The following is a 20,788-nucleotide window of genomic DNA, read 5'->3' as shown; positions in this document are numbered from 1 at the left end:
GGCGTCGGACCATCGATGACTATCCTCACGATGTGCTTTCCGACACCGCAGCGGTCGCGATCCGCCTCGTCGGCGGCGTGCGGATCGTCCACGGCGGCGTCGTGGTGCACCCTCGCGTCGTCGGTGGTCCCCGCTGTGCCGAGGTGCTCGCCTATCTCGCGGTGCGCCGGGACCGGGACGTCGCCCTCGAGGATCTCGCCGACGTGCTGTGGCCGGGCGTTCGGCCCCGCTCGTGGAACGCGGCCGTCCGGGGGGTGCTCTCCCGTGTGCGCGACAGCCTCGAGATCGCGGGCGTGGCGCCGGAGAACGTGCGCTCACGGGGCGGCTTCGTCCGCATGACCCTGCCGCCCGGCATGGTGACCGACCTCGAGTTCGCAACGGATCTCATCGTCCCCGTCGGGGCCGATCCGGTCGACGTGGTGCGCGACGTGCGCACTGTTCTGGGGCTCCTCGACGGCCCCGTGTTGCCGGATGTGACCGGCGCGTGGACCGACGAGGTCCGGACGACCGTCGCGGGACTTCGGCAGAGAGCACTCGAGATCGACGCGGAGATGTCGCTGCAGGTCGCCGACCACGAGCACGCGGTCGCGGCCGCCGAACGACTCATCGCCGCAGATCCTCTGCGGGAGAACGCGTATCGGGTCGCGATGAGCGCGCACGTCGCGATGGGTGAGCGGGGACGCGCGCTGGAGGTCGCGGCCCGGTGCCGCGCGGTCCTCGCCGACGAGCTCGGTGTCACACCCTCGGTCGAGACCGAGGAGCTGTTCCTCACCATCCTGCGCTCCGGCGACGGGGAGGCACCCGTCACCCGACCGGTCGAGCGCGTCGAACTGATCGGGCGGGCGCCGGAACTCGCGACGATCGCCGACATCGTCGACCGGGCGGGGCGCGGTACCGGTCAGACCATCGTCGTCACCGGTGAGGCGGGGTCGGGCAAGAGCACCATCGCGGCGGAGGCGATGCACCGCGCCCGCGAGCGGGGCATCCACGTCCTGCACGGCCGCTGCAGCGAGGAGGCGGTCGTCCCGTTCGAGCCGCTGGTGGAGGCGATCTCGGACGAACTCGGCGGGATGGACGTGACGGACGCCCGTGCCCGCGTGTCCGAGGTCCCCGGTCTCGCCCACCTGATCCCACTGTCGGTGCGCCGGCTCGGTCTCGACCTCCCCGGCGATCGACCCGACGACGACCGATCCGTCGCGATGACGGCGGTGTTCGACTGGCTGGTGGGGCCCGGTCGGTCCGGTGCGACGATGCTGGTGATCGACGATCTGCACTGGGCGACCCCCGCCACACTCGCGGTGCTGCGGTGGATCATCCGCGCGTCCGAGCGTCGTCGACTGTGTGTCCTCGCGACCATCCGGGACGAGTACCTCGACAGCCCGGGGATCCGCGCGATGACCGGCTCGTCCGGGCACCGTGACTCCGTCCACCGGATCGTGCTCGGCGGCCTGACCCCGGCGGAGGTCGGCGCGATCGTCGAGGCGTCGGGGAGCCGTCTCGACCCTTCGGTCCTGCACGAGAGGACCCATGGGCTGCCCCTGTTCGTCGATTCCCTCATCGCGTCGCAGCGGTCCGGACTGGGCGCGGCCCTGCCCACCTCGATCGCCGAGTCGGTGTCGCAGCGTGAACGGCTGCTCGGTCCGGCCGCCGTCGACCTCCTGCAGATCTGTGCGGTCGTCGGTATGTCCACCCGTCGTGACGTGCTGCGCGCCGCGACCCCCGGTCTCGACGATCCGGCTTTCGCCGACGCGCTCGACGAGCTCGAACGCCACCGACTGGTCCGGGAGAGCGACAGCGGGTCCGAGGTGGAGTTGCGACATCCCCTCGTGCAGGAGGCCGTCTACGCCGGGATCACCGGCGGCCGGCGGTCCGCCCTGCACTCGCGCGTCGCGCAGGTCCTCGAGGAACTCGACGATCTGGGCGCACCCGACGACTGCGCCCGCCTCGCGTATCACCTCAGCAGGGGCTTCGACGGCGACCGCCGACGCGCCGCCGACCTCTGGTGGCGTGCGGGTGACGGCGCGACCTCACTCGGTGCATACGAGGACGGGGTGGCCTTCTATCGGAGTGCCGCGGAACGCCTTCTCCCCCGCGGTGACTCCGCGGACCGCTGCCGGCTCCAGGTGGATCTCGGTCGAGCACTGCGCAAGGCGCGTGATCCGGACTTCCGGCCGACGCTGCTCGGAGCGGCGGACATGGCCCGACGGCTCGGTGACGTGGACCTGCAGGTGCGCGCCACGCTCGCCAACGATCTGCAGGGCATCCTCTACGTCCACTTCCACTCCGACGCCGACCGCATCGCCGATCTGTACGACGCCCTCGACGCTCTGGAGGCCGCCGGACGCGACGACGGTGCCACGACCGCACACCTGCTGTCGCAGTTGGCGATCGAACTGATCTGGGTGTCCGATCACTCCACCCGGCGTGATCTGCTCGTCCGCGCGATCGACGCGGCCAGGGGGGTCGGAGACCGCGGCGCATTGATCGCCGCCCTGTCCGCTCTGCTGGTCGCACTGCGGGTTCCCCAGTGCGCGGACCTGCGACGGGCGTCCTACGACGAGTTGACGGGGCTGCTCTCGACGTCCACCGAGCGTCGTGTCGACCCCCTGATGGCCGTGTGGATCGCGCGCCAGCAGGTCGAGTACGGAGACCTCCGGGCCGCACAGCGGACGACGTCGTATCTGACTGCGGCACAGGCGGACCGCGATCCCGAGATGGCCTGGCTGTCGCGCAGCATAGAGTTCGCGATCGACCTGGCCGCGGGACGGCTCGTCCGTGCCGAGGAGCGGCTGGAGGGGCTGCAGGACATCCCCTCCTCGCCGATCGAGTCGTTCTCCTTCGGCCGGGTTCTCGGTCACGTGATGGCGCTGCGGGCGCTCCGGGGCGACATGCGCGAGGTGGCGGACGAACGCGCGGCGCTCATCGAACACCTCGATGTCGTCGACATCTATCGCGCATCCCTCGCGGCCGCGCTCGTCGACGTCGGCGAGATCGACGCCGCGAGAAGGTACGTCGACTGGTACGACCGGAGCCGGATCGACAAGATCCCCGTCAACACACTGTGGCTCATCACCCTCGCCGCCATCGGCCGCGTCGCCGCGCAGGTCGGCAACGCCGAGGTGTGTGCGCTCGTCTACGAGCGGATCGAGCCCTACCGCGACGAGAACACCATCACGTGGGCGTCGGTGTACGGCACGGTGCACCACCACCTCGGCCAGCTGTCGATCACGGTCGGCGAATATGCCCGCGCCACAGCGCATCTCGAAGATGCGCTCGCCGCACATCGTGACCAGGGCTTCGACGGCTGGTACGCCGAGACGCAATACCTCGTCGCGCTGCTCGAGCACCGTCGCGACGGACAGCCGAGCGCGGAGTCCCTCCTGCGCGCCCGCCGCGCCGCGGAGGAGGTCGGGGCCACCGCCGTCCTCCGGCGCATCGGTGCGATCGGGAGCTGAGAGGCTGCGCCGGGCCCGGGTCTTCCCTCCCGTGGCTGTGGGGCGTCAGGCGCGCAGTCGGACCGGCCCGTCCACCTCTGCCACGCACGACGGACAGCAAGAAAGATGCGCTAAGGCGTAATTAACGGCCGCTGATCTGCAATCTATTCCGCAACTAATATTTGCAGATTGATTGCACTGCATTTTTATGGTCGCATCACGGTTCCCAGACGGGGCCGCTCATCGGTCATCGCGTGCATCGGGCGCTGCGGCCGAGTCACGTCCACAGAGGAGTTCTCCAGGTATGTCCATTCGTTCTCGTCTCACCGGCCTGGCGTTGGCCGCCGCCGCGGTCGCCTCGATGGGGCTCGCTGCGGCACCCGCCGCCTCCGCGGCGCCGGCCGGTGCTCACCACGTGGCCGCGCAGACCAAGTACTTCGGAATGCACTTGCGCCTGCACGATGCCGGCCCTGCATATCCCGGTTCGCTCAACTGCTACCGGTCTCACCGCTGGTCGTGGTCGGACAGCTCGTGCTACATCAAGGCCGCGGGCGTGTTCGATGGTGGGCATGCCGGGCCCGATGCCGGTTTCGCCGGGCAGCTCGCCAGCATCTCCTACGGTCCTGACGGCAAGGGCGGGACCTACCTGTACTTCGCGTCACGGGACGACAAGTACTTCGTGAAGGGTACGGTGCCGGGCCGCGGGTCGGGCGACTACACCATCGAGTCGATCAACGTGCCGGGCGGATTCGGCAAGGTGGTCAGCAACAAGCTCAGCCTGAGGGTCGAGACGGAGGGGCCCGGGTTGACCGGTGATGCGTGGCAGGACTTCTACCTGACCGGCAACGTGCAGGTCGAGACGTCCGCCGTGGGCGGCGGCGCGGGTAATCCGTTCGCCGGCCTGTTCGGCAGCAGCTAGTCCCTGATCGATCACGCCGCCCGGCCTCGGATGAGGTCGGGCGGCGCTCTGGGCACCTGCTGTGTACGGGGCCACACATCGCGGGGCCTGTCGGCGCCGTGACCGAAGGATGAGACGGGAAATGCGTCGTATCAGTTGTCGTGTTGCAGTGGCCGCAACCACCGTGGCTGTGTCGGGTTTCGTGGTGTCGGGGTGCGCCTCGTCCAGCGCGCCAGGTGATCTCGTGCCGGTTCCGACGAGGACGACGACGTCCACGCCGTCTCAGACGCCGGTCGTCGATCCCGGCGGAGTGGTCGGCGTGCGCGACTTCGTTGTGCAACCGACCTACACGTGCCTCGACGGATCGCCCCGGCGGGCGATCGTCACGGTCGGGTGGACTGCGCCATCGGCGACCGGCGTCACCGTGTCCCTCGACGGTCGGCGACTGGCGTCCGGACTGAGCAACCCGTTGCCCTACCAGGTTCCCGCGGGCGGCCCGACCGGCATCGGCGCAACGGTGGCGTTCGCGTGCGACGGACCACCGCAACACACCATCACGATCGACTGGACCGCCGACACGCTGAACCCCGCGACCCGCACGGTCACGATCACGAGGGAGGCCGACAATGGTTGAGCACAACAGCGGCGTCTCCCGACGCCGATTCCTCGGTGGCGCCGCCGGTCTCGCCGGCGTCTCCCTGCTCGGCGCCCCACTGTTCGCCGCCTGCACCGACGACTCACCCGCGACCGACACGTGGTTCGAACCGACGGTACGCAGCAGTGACGGCGGCCGGCTCGACACCCGGCTGCAGGTCGTCGACCGCGACGTGAGCCTGGGCGGGACACGGGTGAAGACGGTGACCTATGAGGGCACCTACCCGGGCCCGACATGGGAGATCCGCCCCGGTGACCGCATCGCGGTCGATTTCGACAATCGCATCGACGAACCCACCAATCTGCACACCCACGGCTTGCATGTGTCGCCGAAGGCCCCCAGCGACGACGTGTTGATGGCGGTCGAACCGGGTCAGGAGTTCGGCTACCGCTACCACCTTCCCGAGGATCATCCGGGCGGAACCTACTGGTATCACGCACATCAACACACCCTGAGTGACACCCAGGTGTTCGCCGGACTGTTCGGAGCGCTGATCGTGCGGGGCGCCCTCGACGAGATCCCCGGGATCAAGGGACGTCCCGAGCGGATGGTCATCATCAGCCAGACCGAGCTCAAGGACGGGAAGATGGTTCCCGGTGATGCGAGCTCGAACAGTCTGCAGGTCACCCTCGTCAACGGGGTGTACCAGCCGACCACCACGATCGCGCCCGGCGAGGTACAACGCTGGCGGATCCTCAACGCCAGCTCACTGTTCCTGCGGCTGCAGCTCGACGGTCACCCCATGCACCTGATCGCCGTCGACGGCGACGCGCTCACCGCGACCGAGGTCAAGGACGTCGTGGAGGTCGTGCCCGGCGGACGCGCCGACGTCCTCATCCAGGGCGCCACCCACGGTGACTATCAACTGCGCTCGTTGAGCTGGGCCGAGTTCGGGCCGTACTACTCGAGCATGATCCCGGCGCCGCAACCCCTCCTGAATCTCACATCGACAGGCACGGCGGTGACATCCACGCCGATGCCCACCACACTGCTGCCGCTCGACGATCTCAGGAACTCCCCGATCGCGCGCCGTCGGCAGTTCGTGTTCGAGGAGATCGAGCCCCGCGGTACCAGCGACCTGCACATGTTCAACTACTACATCAACGGCAAGCAGTTCGACCATCACGTGGTCAACGAGACGATGTACCTGGGTGACACCGAGGAGTGGCACTTCGTCAACAAGACCTACGAGCCGCACCCGATCCACATCCACGTCAACGACTTTCTCGTCACCGCGATCAACGACAAGCCCGTCGACGAACACCACTACCGGGACACCGTCATGTTGCCCCCGTTCGGAAACCTGACGATGCGAACACGATTCGCCGACTTCACCGGCAAATTCGTCATGCACTGCCACATCCTCTTCCACGAGGACCACGGGATGATGCAGCTGCTCGAGGTCATCGACAGACCCACCTGACCCTGGTCAGGATGCACGGGTTCCTGGCACTCAGCGGTCGGCGAGGCGGAGCACCGATTCCGGCGGCTCGTCGCCGGTGGTGGTGATCGGCGGGTCGTAGACGGTCCGCACCGGGACCACACCGGTCCAGGCCGACGGGTCGTCCGGATCACCGGGAGGCCCGTTGCGCGCCTTGGCGATCCACTGCCCGTCGGCGATCTCCAGCGCCACCACGCTCGTCGCGGCGATCTCCTTGCGGGTGTGGTCGCGGACCTCCGCGACGCGACCAGGGATCAGCTTGTCGCTCAGGGTGTCCAACACGGTCGATACGTCCTCACGCAGCGTCGCGAGCGTCCCGCGGACGACCGCCGACCGGTAGTTGGCAGAGTGGTCGAACAGGGTGTCCGCCACGACGATGCCGTCGAGCGCGAACACCGTGAAGGTGGCCGGCGCACCCTCGGCCACGTGGCGGAGCGCGCCGGCCCCGGTGGAGCCGTGCAGCAGGATGCGGTCGCCGTCGCGGGCGAACAGCATCGGTACCGACCACGGCAGTCCGTCGACGACCGTGCTCAGTGTCCCCACGGCCACCTCGTCGAGCAGTTCGTCGAGCAGCGCGCGGTCCCCGGCACGGTCGGGTTTGCGGTGCAGGCGGTCCAGTTCGGCGGTCACAGCGGACATCCTGACGCCTCCCGGTGGGCGATGCCACCGGGTTTCCCGGGTCACCAGGTCAGGTCGCGGTGGCAGCGCTTCTGCATCTCCACGGGGTCGACCTGCACGGTCGCGTGGTCGAGTCCGTGGTGGGCCAGGACCTCGCGGGCGGCGGGGAGCACGTCGGCGTTGTCGGCGTCGCTGCCGAGGTGGACGGTGACGACGTCCATCCCGGTGGTCAGGGTCCAGATGTGGAGGTCATGGACATCGTGGACCCCGGGCAGTGCGGCGAGATCCGCACGGACCGCATCGACGTCGACGTGTGCCGGTGCGCGTTGGCTGAGGATGCGGAGGGCGTCGGCGGCGAGCTTGACGGCGCGCGGCGCCACCCACAGTGCGATCAGGACGGCGACGACGATGTCGGCGTAACCCCAGCCGGTGGTCATCGCCACGACACCGGCGATCAGCACCCCGATGCTCCCGACCGCGTCGGCGAGCACCTCCATGTAGGCGCCGCGCACAGCGATGCTGCCCTCGGCGTCCGAGCGGAGCAGCAGCATCACCGCGACGTTCGCCGCGAGACCGATCAAGGCGACGACGATCAGCGTCAGCCCCGGCACCTGGGGGTCGGTTCCCATCCGTTCGACCGCCTCGTACAGGACGAACACCGCGACACCGATCAGCAGGACTGCGTTGGCCACCGCGGTGAACACCTCGGCGCGATGCCAGCCGAAGGTCTTCTCCCCCGCTGTGCCGCCGTGGCGGGCCAGCAGGAGTGCCGTCAACCCCATGGCCATCGCGACGACGTCGGTGAGCATGTGGCCGGCGTCGGCGATCAGAGCCAGCGAGTTCACCACCACACCGACGGTCAGCTCGACGACGAAGAACACGCCGATCACCGCCATGCCCACGGCCATCGGCCACAGACGACGGGTGGAGGCATCGGCCGTCGACGGCCCGTGGCCGTGGTCGTGTCCGAGTCCCATGCCGCCAACATATGCGCGATCGCGCATGTATGGCAACACCCCCGTCGGAGGGACCGACCTCAGGTGATGAGCTTCTCGCTCTTGAGCCAGTTGTAGGCGACCACCGACGGGTCCTCGCCCTTGATGTCGACCAGTCCGTTCAGGTCCTGCATGATGCTGTCGGTCAACCGGCTGGAGACCTGGCCCAGCAGCGGCCGCAACTCGGGGTGGGCCTGCAGGACCGACCCGCGGACCACAGCGGTCCCGCTGTAGGGCAGGAAGAACTTCCGGTCGTCGGTCAGCACCGTCAGGTTCAGGTTCTTCACGCGACCGTCGGTCGTGTACACCTCACCGAAGTTGCAGGGCGACGAGCGGTTCGTCGAGGTGTAGATGACACCGGCGTCCATGCGGGTCACGTTGCCGGCGGGCACACCGTTCGGGGTGCCATAGGGGATCCCGTACTTCTGCAGCATCGGCAGGAATCCGTCGGAACGGCTGAAGAACTCGTCGTCGACGCAGAACGTGCGGTCGCCGACCGGCAGCTTCGCCACCTCCGACAGCGTGGTCACGCCGAGCCGCTTCGCCGTCGCCGCCGACGCCGCGAACGCGTAGGTGTCGTTGAAGTTGGCCGGCGTCAGCCAGTCGAGGTCGTGGTCACGCTTCTCGACGTCGCGCACACGCTCCCACAGCCTCTGCGGGTCCGCGATGACCTCGGATTCACCGTGGTACGTGACCCAGCCGGTCCCGGTGTACTCCCAGAGGATGTCGGCGTCACCGTTGAGCTGGGCCTGGCGCGACGACGCCGATCCCGGCGCACCCGTGAGGTCCGTGACCTTGGCGCCTGCCGACGACAGGTAGGTCGCGGTGATCTTCCCCAGGAGCACCCCCTCGGTGAAGCTCTTCGAGGTGACGACGAGATCGGTTCCCGTCAACGGCTTCTTGCCGTCGGGCAGGCTCGCCGTGCGGAAGGTCCCCGACGAGCTGACCAGCCCGCATCCTGCGACCGTCGCGATCACGGCGACGAGGACACCGATCGCGCGGAGTGTCCTGCTGACGGTGATCATGCGATACCCCTCGGGGTGGCGAAGTACTCGACCAGCCGGCCGAGCCAGTCGATGACGAGCGCGAGAAGTGCGACCAGCAGTGCCCCCGACACCAGCAGCTTGGGGAGGAACAGCGTGACGCCGGTGGTGATGAGGGTGCCCAGGCTCGTCGCGCCGATGAAGGTGCTCAGCGTCGCGGTGCCGACCAGGATGACGAGCGCGATGCGGACGCCGTTGAGGATGACCGGGATGGCGAGGGGCAGCTCGACGCGGAGCAGCGTCCGGGTGGCCGAGTACCCGATGCCGCGGGACGCCTCGATGACGCGTCGGTCGACCTGTCGCAGACCGACGATGGTGTTCTGCAGGATCGGCAGGACGGCGTAGACGACGAGCCCGACCACCGCGGTCTTGAAGCCGGTGCCGAGCCAGAACGTGAACAGCACCAGCAGACCGGCAGCGGGCGCCGCCTGTCCGATGTTGGCGATGTTCACCGCGATGGGACTCAACCACTTCGCGGACTCGCGCGTGAGGAGGATCCCCAGCGGGATCGCGATGACCACGACGATCGCCGCGGCCACCACGGTCAGCTCGATGTGGTCGAGGATGGTCGACCGCAGCGTCGCCCACTCCAGGGCGGCCTGTTCGGTCGGCGTGAACTCGGTTGTCGTGTACCAGATCACGTAGCCGACGGCGACGATCACGACGACCAACGGTTCGAACCAGACGTCGACGGGGAGGGAACGGAAACGTCTCACGACTGTCCGCCCGCCGGGTCTGCGTCGCCCGTGCCGTCCCGGTGGGCCGTGTAAGACGAGTCGCCGGCGGTGTCGCGACTGGCCGCGAGCTGCCCCTGGATGATCTCCATGACGGACCCGATGGACAGCGAACCCTGCACGACGCCACGGCCACTGGTGACCAGGACGCCGCCCTGGCTCGCGGCGAGCATGGCGTCGAGCGCGTCGTTCAGCGTCGACGAGACGGCGACGGTGGGGAGACGGCGGTCGACGTAGTCGGTGACGGTCGGCTTGGTCGCCAGCTCGTCGAGAGACGGCCACGACCTCGGCACTCCGGACTCGTCGACGACGACGACCCAGGTGTGCCCGGCCTCGCGCGCCCGCCCGATCACCGCCTGCGCGTCCTCGCCGACCCGGGCCGTGGTGACCGGGTCGTGCTGGACGTCGCGGACCCGCGACAGCGTCAACTGCGCCAGGGTGGCGCCTGATCCGACGAACTCCTCGACGAAGGCGCTCGCCGGGTTGGCCAGGATCTCCGCGGGCGTCGCGTACTGCTCGATCTTGCCGCCCTCGGAGAGGATGAGGACCTTGTCGCCGAGCTTCGTCGCCTCCTCGAAGTCGTGGGTGACGATCACGATCGTCTTGCCGACCTCGTGCTGGATGCGGATCAGGCTGTCCTGCAGGCGGACACGGGTGATCGGGTCGACGGCACCGAACGGCTCGTCCATGAGCAACACGGGCGGGTCCGCGGCGAGCGCACGGGCGACACCGACGCGCTGCTGCTGGCCACCGGACATGTCCTTGGGCAGGCGGTCGGCGTAGGTGGCGGCGTCGAGGCCGACGAGGTCGAGCAGGTAGTCGGTGCGTTCGGCGATCTTCGCCTTGTCCCAGCCCAGCACCCGCGGGATGGCGCCGATGTTCTTGCGGACCGACCAGTGCGGGAACAGCCCGCCCGACTGGATCACGTAGCCGATCGACTGGCGCAGCGAGTCCGGGTTCTCCTTGGTGACGTCGCGGTCACCGATCAGGATGCGACCCTCCGTCGGCTCGATCAGACGGTTGATCATCTTCAGGGTCGTCGTCTTGCCACAGCCCGAGGGCCCGACGAACGCGACGATGTCGCCGGCGTCGATGGTGAGGTCCAACTTCTGCACGGCCGGGGTCTCCGTGCCGCGGTACCGCTTCACCACGCCGTCGAGGGTGATGGTGGCACCGGTGACGGTCCTGCCGGCCGTCACGGCGGTGTCGGTGGGGTGCGTGGTCATGACAATCCCTTGGTCGTGGTGAAGCGTCCGAGGACGACGAGCAGGCCGTCGAAGACGAGGGCGATGGCGACGATGAGAACGGTTCCGGTGAAGGCCATCTCGAGTGCGTTGGTGCCGCCGAGACGCGACAGCCCGTTGAAGATCAGCGACCCCAGTCCGGGTCCGAGGACGTAGGCGACGATCGCGGCGACGCCGACGACCATCTGGGTCGACACGCGGATCCCGGTGAGGATCACGGGCCAGGCCAGCGGGAGTTCGACGGTGAGCAACACACGCCAGCGCGACAACCCGATGCCCCGGGCCGACTCGACCACCGTCTCCGGCACCGATCGGAGTCCGACGATCGCGTTGCCGAGGATCGGCATGGTCGCGAAGAACGCCAGCATGACGAACGACGGCGCGACACCCAGACCGAGCGGGACGATGAGGAGGGCGAGCAGGGCCAGTGACGGGATGGTCAGCGCGACACGGCTCGTCGTGGAGGTCAGCGCGGCGAAGACGGGGAGTCGATACACGGCGACGGCGACGACGACCGCGACGAGGGTCCCGACGAGCACGGACTGGAAGGCCAGCGACGCGTGCTGATAGGTGAGGAACGCCAGATCACCGATCCGGCCGTTCAGATAACTCCACAGGTGCACGCGTCACCGTAGCCGTGCACCGGGAGAGCCGGTCCAGACAAAGAATCACCGTGATCGGAAATCGGGCATGGCGAGACATCATGCGCGAGGCGTGCTTTCGTCACCCGCCCCGTCGGCGCTCACCGCAGTGTGGCGAGCGCCGACTCCCGTTTCAGCCCGGCCACCATCAGCAGGTCGACGATGATGGACCGCACCTGCGCGAGGATGACCGTCTCCGACAGTCCGCCGCCGATGACCAACTCCGGCTTGGCTTTTCGCGCGATGGTGCGGAGCACGCGTGCGGCGTCAGCACCGTCCGGTGACTCGCCGGGGTCGGCCAGCACCACCTGCCGGAGGATGTCGAGCGCTCCGACGAGGTCGGCCACCACGTCGACGACCTCGTCGCGGACGGGCTCGTCGGCCTGGATCGCCGACACGGCGCGCCGTGCGAGCACCCGGAGGTTGCGCACGGCGTTGTCGATGGGATCGGCGGTGGCGGCCAGGCGCGTCAGGCGACGTCGGGAGTTCCAGTACAGCGGCGAGATCCGGCTGATCTCCCGCCCGCCGCTCATGTCCGACCGCATGGTGTCGATGGCGCCCTGCGTCGAGCGGGCGCGGCGCAGGGCGTCGGAGACGATCTCGACGTCGCGCGTGCCGAGCCCGTCGACGATCGCGTCGACCACCCGGCCCATCGTGTGCAACACGGCCGCCGCGTCGCGACGGGCTCGCAGGACGGGGTGCGTCGGGATGAGCGCGACGATCACGACGCCGATGACGCCACCGATCAGCGCGTCGACCATTCGGTTCACCCCGGCAGCGCCGCCCGGGGGCAGGAGCGTCGCGACGAGCACCGCCGAGCTGCCCGCCTGCAGCGGCACGAGCGGCCCGCGGTCCACGGCGACGGCCACCGTCATCGCCAGCGCCACCACCACCGAGATCTGCCAGGCTCCCGAGCCGATGAGACTGACGATCAGGTCGCCGACGCCGATGCCGACGGTCACGCCGACGACCATCTCCACCGCGCGGCGCCATCGTTGCCCGAGGGACAGACCGAGGGAGATGACCGCGGCGATCGGTGCGAAGAAGGGCTGAGGGTGCCCGAACAGCTGGGTGGCGACAGCCCACGCCGCACCCGCGGCGATCGAGCACTGGGCGACCGGGATCAGCGAGTACCAGACCCGTCGCGTCCGGGTGCGGATCGGACCGGGCAGCGCATGCTGGCGGCGGCGGACGGAGTCGAGGGCGGAGTCCACGCGGCGAGCCGACCGCGACGCCGACGGCGCCGCGGCGGGCTCAGGCGAGTCCGAGCTCCCCGGCTGCGGCTGGGTCACTGTCGTTGAGGAGGTCGAGGCACCGCACGTACTCGTCCTGCTCCCCGATGGTCTGCGCGGCACGGGCCAGGGCCCCGACGCACCGCAGGAAACCGCGGTTGGGCTCGTGGCTCCACGGCACCGGACCGAACCCCTTCCACCCGTGGCGGCGGAGCTGGTCGAGGCCACGGTGGTAGCCGGTGCGGGCGTAGGCGTAGGCGGTGATGGTCGCCCCGGACGACAACGCGTCCTCGGCCAGCTGGGCCCACGCGATGGAGGCGGTCGGGTGCGATGCGGCCACCTGCTCGGCGGGGGTGCCGTCGAGCAGGGCCGATTCCGCCTCGTCGTCGCCGGTGAGCAGGGTCGGTTGCGGTCCGAGCAGATCTCCGAAAGACGTCACCGCATCATTGTGCACGGGGCGGTGGTCGCGTCGGACCGGGCGCACCGTTCGTTAGTCTGGCGGGGCGCTGGGGCGGGCGCACCGGGGGTCACCACCGAACGAAGGCGAGGCACGATGTCGCATCCCGACGACACTGGCGATTCGGCGATCGGGCGCATCGCGCGGTCGCTGCGCCGCCGTCGGACGACACCGACCCCGCCCAGGGAGGGTGCGTCGGCGCCGACGCCGCCGGCCGAGCCCGACGCGGAACCGACGGCCCCTGCGGATCCCGCTGAGCCGACCGCGTCCGACGAGCCCGTCGCCGACGAGACCGAACAGCCCGAGCCTGTCGAGACGCCCGACGTCGACGAGACCGACGCCGACGAGGCACCGGAGGCGGAGCAGCCGGTGGAATCGGACGCCTCCGCGACCGACGAGACGGTCGACGACGAACCGGCAGAGACCGAGGCGCCCGAGGACGAGGTGGCCGACGACGAGGTGGCCGACGACGACGAAACGGTCGAGGACGAGGCCGGCGAGGACGAGCCCGCAGAGACCGCCGAGCCCGCGGAACCTGAGTCCGACGAGCCCGACAGCGACGAGCCCGCGACCGCTGAGGTGTCGCCCGAGGCCGACGAGCCGGACACCCGGGACCCGGAGCCGACGGCAGTCGAGCCGGACCCCGAGCCTGAGCCCGAGCCCCACACCGAGCCCGAGTCCGACGACGACGCAGAGACGGACGAGGCCGCCACGCCAGAGTCGGTGAACGACGAGGCAGAGACGGACGAGGTGCCGGAGACCGAGCCCGCGCCGCCCGAGCCCGAGCCCGAGAAGCCTGAAGCCGCCGAGCCCGAGCCCCAGGAGGTCGAGCCCCCGAAGGCCGAGCCCCAGGAGGTCGAGCCCCCGAAGGCCGAGCCGCAGGAGGTCGAGCCCCCGAAGGCCGAGCCGCAGAAAATCGAGCCGCAGAAGATCGAGCCCGAGAAGGCGACGCCGCAGTACATCCCGCCCGTCACCGCCGGTGCACCGACGACCGATCGCGGTCCCGGGCGGAAGCGACTCGTGCTGTGGGCGAGTTCGGTGGGGGCGATCATCGTCGCGATCGTGGTGGTGGTCATCGCGGTGCTCGCCAGCCGGGGCGAGCCGGCGGTGCCGGAGGCGGACCGTGCGGCGGACGTCGCACAGCAGTACACGACGGCCCTGGCCAAGGGGGATCTGACGACGTTGCGGTCGGTGACCTGCGGCGACCGCAAACAGTTCTTCGACTCGGTGACTCCGGACGCGTTCGCGGCGCAGTACGCGGCGCAGAAGCAGGCGGGCCGACTCGTCGACGTGAAGGACGTCCAGGCCGCCCGCGTCGTCGATCCGCAGAACGCGATCGTCGAGGTCAGCGCCTACCTCACCGCGTCACCGGACAAGGTGTCGAACGTGGTGCTGCGTCTGCGCCAGGACAACGGCGACTGGAAGGTCTGCACATCGACCGCCGGTGGTCAGCCGCAGGGCTGACGGGTCGCCCAGACCGTCGGAGACGGGCACCGTCCGCACCGACAGAAACGTCCGCTCCACGCGCGCAGAGGGAGCATTGCCCTCTGCTCGTGCGGAGCGGACGTCTCGCACCGGGCCCCGTCGGGTCACCGACCGGCCCGGCGTGGACTCAGCGGGTGATGGACTTCCCGGCCGACTTCAGGTCGTTGCAGGCCTCGACGACGCGCTCGCTCATGTTCGCCTCGGCCTTCTTGAGGTAGCTGCGCGGGTCGTAGACCTTCTTGTTGCCGACCTCGCCGTCGATCTTCAGCACACCGTCGTAGTTGCCGAGCATGTGTCCCGCGATCGGCCGGGTGAAGGCGTACTGGGTGTCGGTGTCGACGTTCATCTTGATGACGCCGTAGCCCAGCGCCTCGTCGATCTCGCTCTTCAGCGAACCCGAGCCACCGTGGAAGACGAAGTCGAACGGCTTGTCGCCGGCGCCGTCGCCGAGCTTGCGGACGGCGACCTCCTGGCCGGTCTTGAGCACCTCGGGCTTGAGCTTGACGTTGCCCGGCTTGTAGACGCCGTGGACGTTGCCGAAGGTGGCGGCCAGCAGGTAGCGGCTGCCCGCGTCGCCGGCGCCGAGGGCGTCGACGGTCTTCTCGAAGTCCTCCGCGGTGGTGAACAGCTTCTCGTTGATCTCGTTCTCGACGCCGTCCTCCTCACCGCCGACCACGCCGATCTCGATCTCCAGGATGATGTTCGCCGCGGCGGCCTTGGCCAGCAGGTCCTTGGCGATCTCCAGGTTCTCGTCGAGCGGCACGGCGCTGCCGTCCCACATGTGCGACTGGAACAGCGGGTTCTTGCCGGCGTCGACACGCTCCTGGCTGATCGCGATCAGCGGGCGGACGTAGGTGTCGAGCTTGTCCTTGGGGCAGTGGTCGGTGTGGAGCGCGACGAGGACGTCGTACTTCTCGGCGACGACATGGGCGAACTCCGCCAGCGCGACGGCGCCGGTGACCATGTCCTTGATGCCGAGGCCCGAACCGAATTCCGCACCACCGGTGGAGAACTGGATGATGCCGTCACTGCCCGCGTCCGCGAAGCCCTTGATCGCCGCGTTGATCGTCTCCGACGACGTGCAGTTGATCGCGGGGAAGGCGTAGCCGCCCTTCTTGGCGCTGTCGAGCATCTGCGCGTACTGCTCCGGGGTGGCGATGGGCATGTGACGGTCCTCCAACCGGTCGGTGATGTCCGCGAGCGGAGGATCGGTGTCGCCGTTCCCCCGGCTCGTCGCAGTCAGTATGTCAACTGACGGTGGCCGCGGTCACGGCAGTCCGCGCGCCCCTATCCGGCCGCGCGGGCGGCGAGTGCCCGGGCGAGGTCGTCGCGACCCTCGGAGACGTAGCGCCGCGCGGTGGCGTCGGCGGTGGAGTCCGCCAACCACGCGTCGACACGGTCGAGCGTCGCCTGGCTCGGGTTGGCCAGCGGGAACATGCTGATCAGCACGATCCGTCCGATCCACACCCCCATCGTGGGCACCACGGTCGACGCCAGCTCCAGGTACTTCTCGACGTACGGCTCGAGGACGTCGGCCTGCCCGGACACCTGGAACCCGCTCGCGTACGCGCGGCGTGTCTCGTTCGGCGTCGACGCGTCGAGCGCCGCCTTCTCCCACGCCTGGGCCTTCGCCGCCGCGGTCGGCCGCATCGCCCGGACACCGGCGGCACGCTCGGCGCCGGAGTTGGTCGGGTCCTTCTCGCGCTCGGCGTCGATCTCCTCGTCGGTCAGGTCGCCGAGACGCGCGAGCGCCCCGACGAACGTCCACCGCAGGTCGGGATCGATGGTGAGCCCGTCGAGCGCACCGTCGAGCAGCGACCGCACCGCCGACGCCTCGGTCGCTGCCGCCGCGAATCCCCGCGCCAGCGCGAGCTGGTGATCGCTGCCCGGCTCGGCCGCGACGAGCAGGTCGTGGACGCCCTGTGCCCACCGGGCCTGCAGCGCGTCGATGTCGCCCTCGGGGGTGAACAGGCTGACGGCGCTCTGCGCCTGACGCAGCAGGGACGCGACGGCGGTCAGGTCCGACTCGGAGCCCACACCGGCCAGCACCAGGTCGACGAACCGCGCCGCGGGGAGCTGCGCGTCGCGCGTCATGTCCCACGCGGCGCCCCAGCACAGAGCGCGCGGCAGCGACTCGGTGATGTGGTGGATGTGATCGAGGAGCGTGGACAGCGACCGCTCGTCGAGACGGATCTTGGCGTAGGTCAGGTCGTCGTCGTTGAGCAGCACCAGATCCGGTTGCCTCCGGCCGACGAGCTCGGCGATGTCGGTGCTCTCCCCCTCGACGTCGGTCTCGATGCGGTCGGTGCGGACGACGGCGCCGTCGACGATGTCGTAGAGGCCGATCGCGATGCGATGGCGGCGCAGCGTCGGGTGGTCGGGATGCGCCGACTGGTCGACGGCGAACGCGGTGAACACGCCGTCGGCGTCGACCTCGAAGCGCGCGCGCAGCGTGTTGACGCCGGTGGTCTGCAGCCATTCGGCGGCCCAGCCGTCGAGTTCGCGGCCCGACGCAGTCGTCAACTCCCGCAGCAGGTCCGACAGTTCGGTGTTGCCGTAGGCGTGACGGGTGAAGTACGCGCGCAGCCCGGTGAGGAAGTCCTCGATACCGACCCAGGCGACGAGTTGCTTCAGCGACGACGCGCCCTTGGCGTAGGTGATGCCGTCGAAGTTGGCCTCCACCGCGTGCAGGTCGAAGTTGTCCGCGGCGATGGGGTGGGTCGAGGGCAGCTGGTCCTGGCGGTAGGCCCAGTTCTTGCGGTTGTTCGTGAACCCGGTCCACGCGTCGGTGAACTCGGTCGCCTCCACCGAGGCGTGGTGCGCGGCCCACTCGGCGAAGGACTCGTTGAGCCACAGGTCATCCCACCACTTCATGGTGACCAGGTCGCCGAACCACATGTGCGCCATCTCGTGCAGGATCGTGTTCGCGCGCTGCTCGTAGGCGGCGCGGGTCTGTCGGCTGCGGTAGATCATCTCGTCGCGGAAGGTCACCGCACCGGCGTTCTCCATCGCGCCCATGTTGTACTCGGGGACGAACAGCTGGTCGTACTTGCCGAACGGGTACCCCATGGCGAAGGCGTCCTCGAAGAACGCGAAGCCCTGCTTGGTGACGGTCAGGATCTCGTCGGCGTCGAGGTGCTCCACCAGCGACTGTCGGCAGAACACACCGAGCGGGATGTCCGCGTACTCGCCGGAGTAGACGTCGCGGACCACGTGGTACTCACCGGCGATCAGCGCGGTGATGTACGTCGACATGCGTTTCGTCTCGTCGAACCGCCACACCGCGGCACCGTCACCGACCACGTCGGGGTCGGGGGACGCCGAGTTGCTCACCACCTGCCAGTGCGACGGCGCCGTGACGGTGAACGTGAACGTCGACTTCAGGTCGGGCTGTTCGAACGTCGCGTAGACGCGGCGGGCGTCGGGCACCTCGAACTGGGTGTAGAGGTACACGCGGTCGTCGGCGGGGTCGACGAAACGGTGCAGGCCCTCCCCGGAGTGGGAGTAGGCGCACCGGGCGGCGACGACGAGCTCGTTGTCGGCGTCGAGGTCGCTCAGCGCGATGCGGTTGTCGGCGTAGGCGTCGGCGGGGATGTCGGTGCCGTTGAGGACGATGCTGTCGATCTCGGCGTCGACGAGGTCGACGAACGTCGACGCCCCGGGCTCGGCGTGGAAGGTCAGCGTCGTGACCGAGCCGAAGCGGTGCGGGCCGGATACGGGGGCGTCGAGGGTGAGGTCGAGCTCGACGCGGTAGACGGGGTCGGAGACGACGGCGGCGCGCTCGCGGGCTTCATCACGGGTCAGATTGGTGCCGGGCATGGCCCCATGCTGGCACGACGGCACCCGTCGCGCGCACAGGGTTTCTTCAGGTCGGACCGTCTAGGGTGAGGACCCGTGACTTCCAGCGCCCTGGCCGACGCAGCCCACACGACGACCACCGTGAACCAGGCCCTGCTGCCCGGCTTCCTCGACCCGATCACGTTGCTCGGTTACTTCGGCACGTGGGCGCTCGTCGGCCTGCTCCTGGTCATCCTCATCGAGTCCGGCGTGCTGTTCCCGGTGCTCCCCGGCGACTCGCTGCTGTTCGTCGCGGGCCTGGTCGCCGCGGGCGAGTCGGCCGAGGTGGCCAAGTTCGCCTCGCTGTGGCAGCTGTTGATCTTCATCCCGGTCGCGGCGATCATCGGCGGTCAGATCGGTTACTGGATCGGGCGCTACGCGGGCACGACGATGTTCAAGCCCGACAACCGCTTCCTCAAGGAGCGCTATCTCGCCGAGGCCCACGAGTTCTTCGAGCGCCGCGGGCCCGTGACCATCTTCCTGGCGCGGTTCGTCCCGATCGTCCGGACGCTCGCACCGATCGTCGCCGGCGCGGCGCGCATGAACTTCCTGCTGTTCACCGCCTACAACGTGATCGGCGCGATCATCTGGGGCTGCGGCATCACGCTGCTCGGGTACTGGCTGGGCCAGTTCGAGGTCATCCAGAAGTTGATCGAGCCGATCTTCATCGTGATCGTCCTGGTGTCGGTCATCCCGATCTTCTGGGAGTACTACAAGCGCCGTCGCGCCGAGAAGGCCCGCGCTGCCGCGGCCGGCGTCCCCGAGGCCGCCGAGCCCGAACTCCCCCGCGACTGATCCGCCGTAGCCGCTCTGTCCTCGCCGATCCGCGCCGAGCACCGCGCGGGTTCGCAGGGTCGGCGCGGGTTCACCACGACCGGCCGAGGTCGGCGTGCTGCCGGATCCAGGCGTGCATCGCGATCCCGGCGGCCACGCCCGCGTTGATGCTGCGCGTGGACCCGAACTGCGCGATCGACACCGTCAGGTCCGCGGCGGTGTGCGCCTCGTCGCTGACCCCGGGACCCTCCTGACCGAACAGCAGCACGCAGTCGTGTGGCAGGTCGGCGGTCTCCAGACGCACGGCGCCGGGGGTGTTGTCCACGGCGACGACCCTCAGATCCCGGTCACGCGCCCAGGCGAGCAACGCCGCGATGTCCGCGTGGTGCTCGAGGTGTTGGTAGCGGTCGGTGACCATGGCGCCCCGGCGGTTCCAGCGTCGACGTCCGACGATGTGCACCGCCGCCGCCCCGAACGCGTTGGCCGTGCGGACCACGGTGCCGATGTTGGCGTCGTGGGCGAAGTTCTCGATGGCCACGTGGAAGCCGTGGCGCCGGGTGTCGAGGTCGGCGACGATCGCCTCGCGACGCCAGTACCGGTAGGCGTCGACCACGTTGCGGCGGTCACCCTCCGCGAGGAGTTCGGGGTCGAGCCTGTCGTCGGCCGGCGGGGGCTCGTCGTGTGTGTCCGACCAGGGTCCGACGCCCACGGGTTCCGATGTCCCGGTGACCCATTCGGTCGGGCCGACGGGGTCGTCGGGGCCGGTCAGCCGAGACCCAGGTCGGCGAGACCGAACAGCGACCGGTACTCGATGCCCTCGGCGGCGATCACCTCGTCGGCGCCGGTGGCGCGGTCGACGATGGTGGCGACCCCGACGACCTCGGCGCCGATGTCCCGTGCGGCCCGGACGGCGGTGAGCGGGGAGTTGCCGGTCGTGGTGGTGTCCTCGACGATGAGGACGCGCCTGCCGACGATGTCGGGGCCCTCGATCTGCCGTTGCATGCCATGGGCTTTGGCCGCCTTGCGGACGACGAACGCGTCGATCTCACGGCCGGGGGCGTGCATGATCGCGGTCGCGACGGGGTCGGCGCCGAGCGTGAGCCCGCCGACCGCGTCGTAGTCCCAGTCCGCGGTGAGCTCGCGGAGCAGGGGGCCGATGAGCCGGGATGCCTCGTGGTGCAGCGTCGCGCGGCGCAGGTCGACGTAGTAGTCGGCTTCCTTGCCGGACGACAGGGTCACCCTGCCGTGCACCACGGCGAGCTCGGTGATCAACTGCGCCAGTCGTTCTCGACTCATCGTG

18 protein-coding genes are annotated in these 20,788 nt (G+C 69.5%); 6 read left to right on the top strand and 12 right to left on the bottom strand.

Annotated features, from left to right (window positions below; translation table 11 throughout):
• Positions 1 to 32: 32 nt before the first annotated feature.
• From LX14_RS10025 to LX14_RS10010, 4 genes are all read left to right on the top strand, one after another.
• Positions 33 to 3,455, top strand: coding sequence for an ATP-binding protein (locus LX14_RS10025; protein WP_253647066.1), 3,423 nt, complete (start codon positions 33 to 35; stop codon positions 3,453 to 3,455).
• Between the two features lie 283 nt (positions 3,456 to 3,738).
• Positions 3,739 to 4,353, top strand: a complete 615-nt coding sequence (locus LX14_RS10020) for a hypothetical protein (RefSeq protein WP_253647065.1) — start codon at positions 3,739 to 3,741, stop codon at positions 4,351 to 4,353.
• 223 nt (positions 4,354 to 4,576) lie between these two features.
• The gene (locus LX14_RS10015; protein ID WP_253647064.1) at positions 4,577 to 4,966 is read left to right on the top strand and encodes a hypothetical protein; all 390 of its coding nucleotides are present in this window, start codon (positions 4,577 to 4,579) and stop codon (positions 4,964 to 4,966) included.
• On the top strand, positions 4,959 to 6,410 hold the full coding sequence (locus tag LX14_RS10010; protein ID WP_253647063.1) for a multicopper oxidase family protein: 1,452 nt from the start codon (positions 4,959 to 4,961) through the stop codon (positions 6,408 to 6,410). Before LX14_RS10015 ends, LX14_RS10010 begins: the two co-directional genes overlap by 8 nt.
• A 30-nt stretch (positions 6,411 to 6,440) precedes the next feature.
• On the opposite strand, the gene LX14_RS10005 is transcribed toward LX14_RS10010, so the two are convergent.
• The 8 genes from LX14_RS10005 to LX14_RS09970 all read right to left on the bottom strand — a co-directional run bounded on the left by LX14_RS10005 (position 6,441) and on the right by LX14_RS09970 (position 13,374).
• Positions 6,441 to 7,067: a pyridoxamine 5'-phosphate oxidase family protein gene (locus LX14_RS10005; RefSeq protein ID WP_253647062.1), complete on the bottom strand. Its 627-nt coding sequence runs from the start codon at positions 7,065 to 7,067 to the stop codon at positions 6,441 to 6,443.
• 41 nt (positions 7,068 to 7,108) lie between these two features.
• Entirely contained in the window at positions 7,109 to 8,023 is a 915-nt protein-coding gene (locus LX14_RS10000) for a cation diffusion facilitator family transporter (protein ID WP_253647061.1), read from the bottom strand.
• Positions 8,024 to 8,082: 59 nt separating this feature from the next.
• Positions 8,083 to 9,066: a glycine betaine ABC transporter substrate-binding protein gene (locus LX14_RS09995; protein ID WP_253647060.1), complete on the bottom strand. Its 984-nt coding sequence runs from the start codon at positions 9,064 to 9,066 to the stop codon at positions 8,083 to 8,085.
• Positions 9,063 to 9,800, bottom strand: coding sequence for an ABC transporter permease (locus LX14_RS09990; RefSeq protein WP_253647059.1), 738 nt, complete (start codon positions 9,798 to 9,800; stop codon positions 9,063 to 9,065). The genes LX14_RS09995 and LX14_RS09990 overlap by 4 nt, the downstream gene beginning before the upstream one ends.
• Positions 9,797 to 11,044: an ATP-binding cassette domain-containing protein gene (locus LX14_RS09985; protein WP_253647058.1), complete on the bottom strand. Its 1,248-nt coding sequence runs from the start codon at positions 11,042 to 11,044 to the stop codon at positions 9,797 to 9,799. Before LX14_RS09985 ends, LX14_RS09990 begins: the two co-directional genes overlap by 4 nt.
• Positions 11,041 to 11,685 carry an ABC transporter permease gene (locus LX14_RS09980; protein WP_253647057.1) on the bottom strand — a complete coding sequence of 215 codons (645 nt, stop codon included), beginning with the start codon at positions 11,683 to 11,685 and terminating at the stop codon, positions 11,041 to 11,043. The genes LX14_RS09985 and LX14_RS09980 overlap by 4 nt, the downstream gene beginning before the upstream one ends.
• A gap of 119 nt (positions 11,686 to 11,804) precedes the next feature.
• The gene (locus LX14_RS09975; RefSeq protein ID WP_253647056.1) at positions 11,805 to 12,917 is read right to left on the bottom strand and encodes an FUSC family protein; all 1,113 of its coding nucleotides are present in this window, start codon (positions 12,915 to 12,917) and stop codon (positions 11,805 to 11,807) included.
• A gap of 40 nt (positions 12,918 to 12,957) precedes the next feature.
• Entirely contained in the window at positions 12,958 to 13,374 is a 417-nt protein-coding gene (locus LX14_RS09970; RefSeq protein ID WP_253647055.1) for a DUF3151 domain-containing protein, read from the bottom strand.
• A gap of 114 nt (positions 13,375 to 13,488) precedes the next feature.
• Between LX14_RS09970 and LX14_RS09965 the strand changes: the two genes are divergently transcribed.
• Complete coding sequence (locus tag LX14_RS09965; RefSeq protein ID WP_253647054.1) at positions 13,489 to 14,856, top strand: Rv0361 family membrane protein; 1,368 nt, start codon at positions 13,489 to 13,491, stop codon at positions 14,854 to 14,856.
• 148 nt (positions 14,857 to 15,004) lie between these two features.
• Here LX14_RS09965 and fbaA read toward each other — a convergent pair whose 3' ends face one another.
• On the bottom strand, positions 15,005 to 16,042 hold the full coding sequence (gene fbaA, locus LX14_RS09960; RefSeq protein WP_253647053.1) for a class II fructose-bisphosphate aldolase: 1,038 nt from the start codon (positions 16,040 to 16,042) through the stop codon (positions 15,005 to 15,007).
• Between the two features lie 122 nt (positions 16,043 to 16,164).
• Complete coding sequence (pepN, locus tag LX14_RS09955) at positions 16,165 to 18,696, bottom strand: aminopeptidase N (protein WP_253647052.1); 2,532 nt, start codon at positions 18,694 to 18,696, stop codon at positions 16,165 to 16,167.
• A gap of 75 nt (positions 18,697 to 18,771) precedes the next feature.
• On the opposite strand from pepN, the gene LX14_RS09950 reads away from it, so the two are divergent.
• Positions 18,772 to 19,509 carry a DedA family protein gene (locus LX14_RS09950; RefSeq protein WP_253647051.1) on the top strand — a complete coding sequence of 246 codons (738 nt, stop codon included), beginning with the start codon at positions 18,772 to 18,774 and terminating at the stop codon, positions 19,507 to 19,509.
• Positions 19,510 to 19,579: 70 nt separating this feature from the next.
• On the opposite strand, the gene LX14_RS09945 is transcribed toward LX14_RS09950, so the two are convergent.
• Both LX14_RS09945 and pyrE read right to left on the bottom strand, forming a co-directional pair.
• Positions 19,580 to 20,257, bottom strand: a complete 678-nt coding sequence (locus tag LX14_RS09945) for a TrmH family RNA methyltransferase (protein WP_253647962.1) — start codon at positions 20,255 to 20,257, stop codon at positions 19,580 to 19,582.
• The gene (pyrE, locus tag LX14_RS09940) at positions 20,254 to 20,784 is read right to left on the bottom strand and encodes an orotate phosphoribosyltransferase (protein ID WP_253647050.1); all 531 of its coding nucleotides are present in this window, start codon (positions 20,782 to 20,784) and stop codon (positions 20,254 to 20,256) included. Before pyrE ends, LX14_RS09945 begins: the two co-directional genes overlap by 4 nt.
• Positions 20,785 to 20,788: the final 4 nt, after the last annotated feature.

It is taken from the genome of Williamsia deligens (genome assembly GCF_024171765.1).
GTDB classification, from domain to species: Bacteria; Actinomycetota; Actinomycetes; order Mycobacteriales; family Mycobacteriaceae; genus Williamsia_A; species Williamsia_A deligens.
The sequence above is the reverse complement of the archived record's forward strand: the minus strand, read 5'-3'. Positions and strand labels throughout refer to the sequence as shown.

Excerpts from the sequence above, each read along its gene's own strand:
- LX14_RS10020 (WP_253647065.1), top strand. The coding sequence starts at position 3,739 with ATGTCCATTCGTTCTCGTCTCACCGGCCTGGCGTTGGCCGCCGCCGCG.
- LX14_RS10010 (WP_253647063.1), top strand. The coding sequence starts at position 4,959 with ATGGTTGAGCACAACAGCGGCGTCTCCCGACGCCGATTCCTCGGTGGC.
- LX14_RS10005 (WP_253647062.1), bottom strand. The coding sequence starts at position 7,067 with ATGTCCGCTGTGACCGCCGAACTGGACCGCCTGCACCGCAAACCCGAC.
- LX14_RS10000 (WP_253647061.1), bottom strand. The coding sequence starts at position 8,023 with ATGGGACTCGGACACGACCACGGCCACGGGCCGTCGACGGCCGATGCC.
- LX14_RS09995 (WP_253647060.1), bottom strand. The coding sequence starts at position 9,066 with ATGATCACCGTCAGCAGGACACTCCGCGCGATCGGTGTCCTCGTCGCC.
- LX14_RS09985 (WP_253647058.1), bottom strand. The coding sequence starts at position 11,044 with ATGACCACGCACCCCACCGACACCGCCGTGACGGCCGGCAGGACCGTC.
- LX14_RS09965 (WP_253647054.1), top strand. The coding sequence starts at position 13,489 with ATGTCGCATCCCGACGACACTGGCGATTCGGCGATCGGGCGCATCGCG.
- fbaA (WP_253647053.1), bottom strand. The coding sequence starts at position 16,042 with ATGCCCATCGCCACCCCGGAGCAGTACGCGCAGATGCTCGACAGCGCC.
- pepN (WP_253647052.1), bottom strand. The coding sequence starts at position 18,696 with ATGCCCGGCACCAATCTGACCCGTGATGAAGCCCGCGAGCGCGCCGCC.
- pyrE (WP_253647050.1), bottom strand. The coding sequence starts at position 20,784 with ATGAGTCGAGAACGACTGGCGCAGTTGATCACCGAGCTCGCCGTGGTG.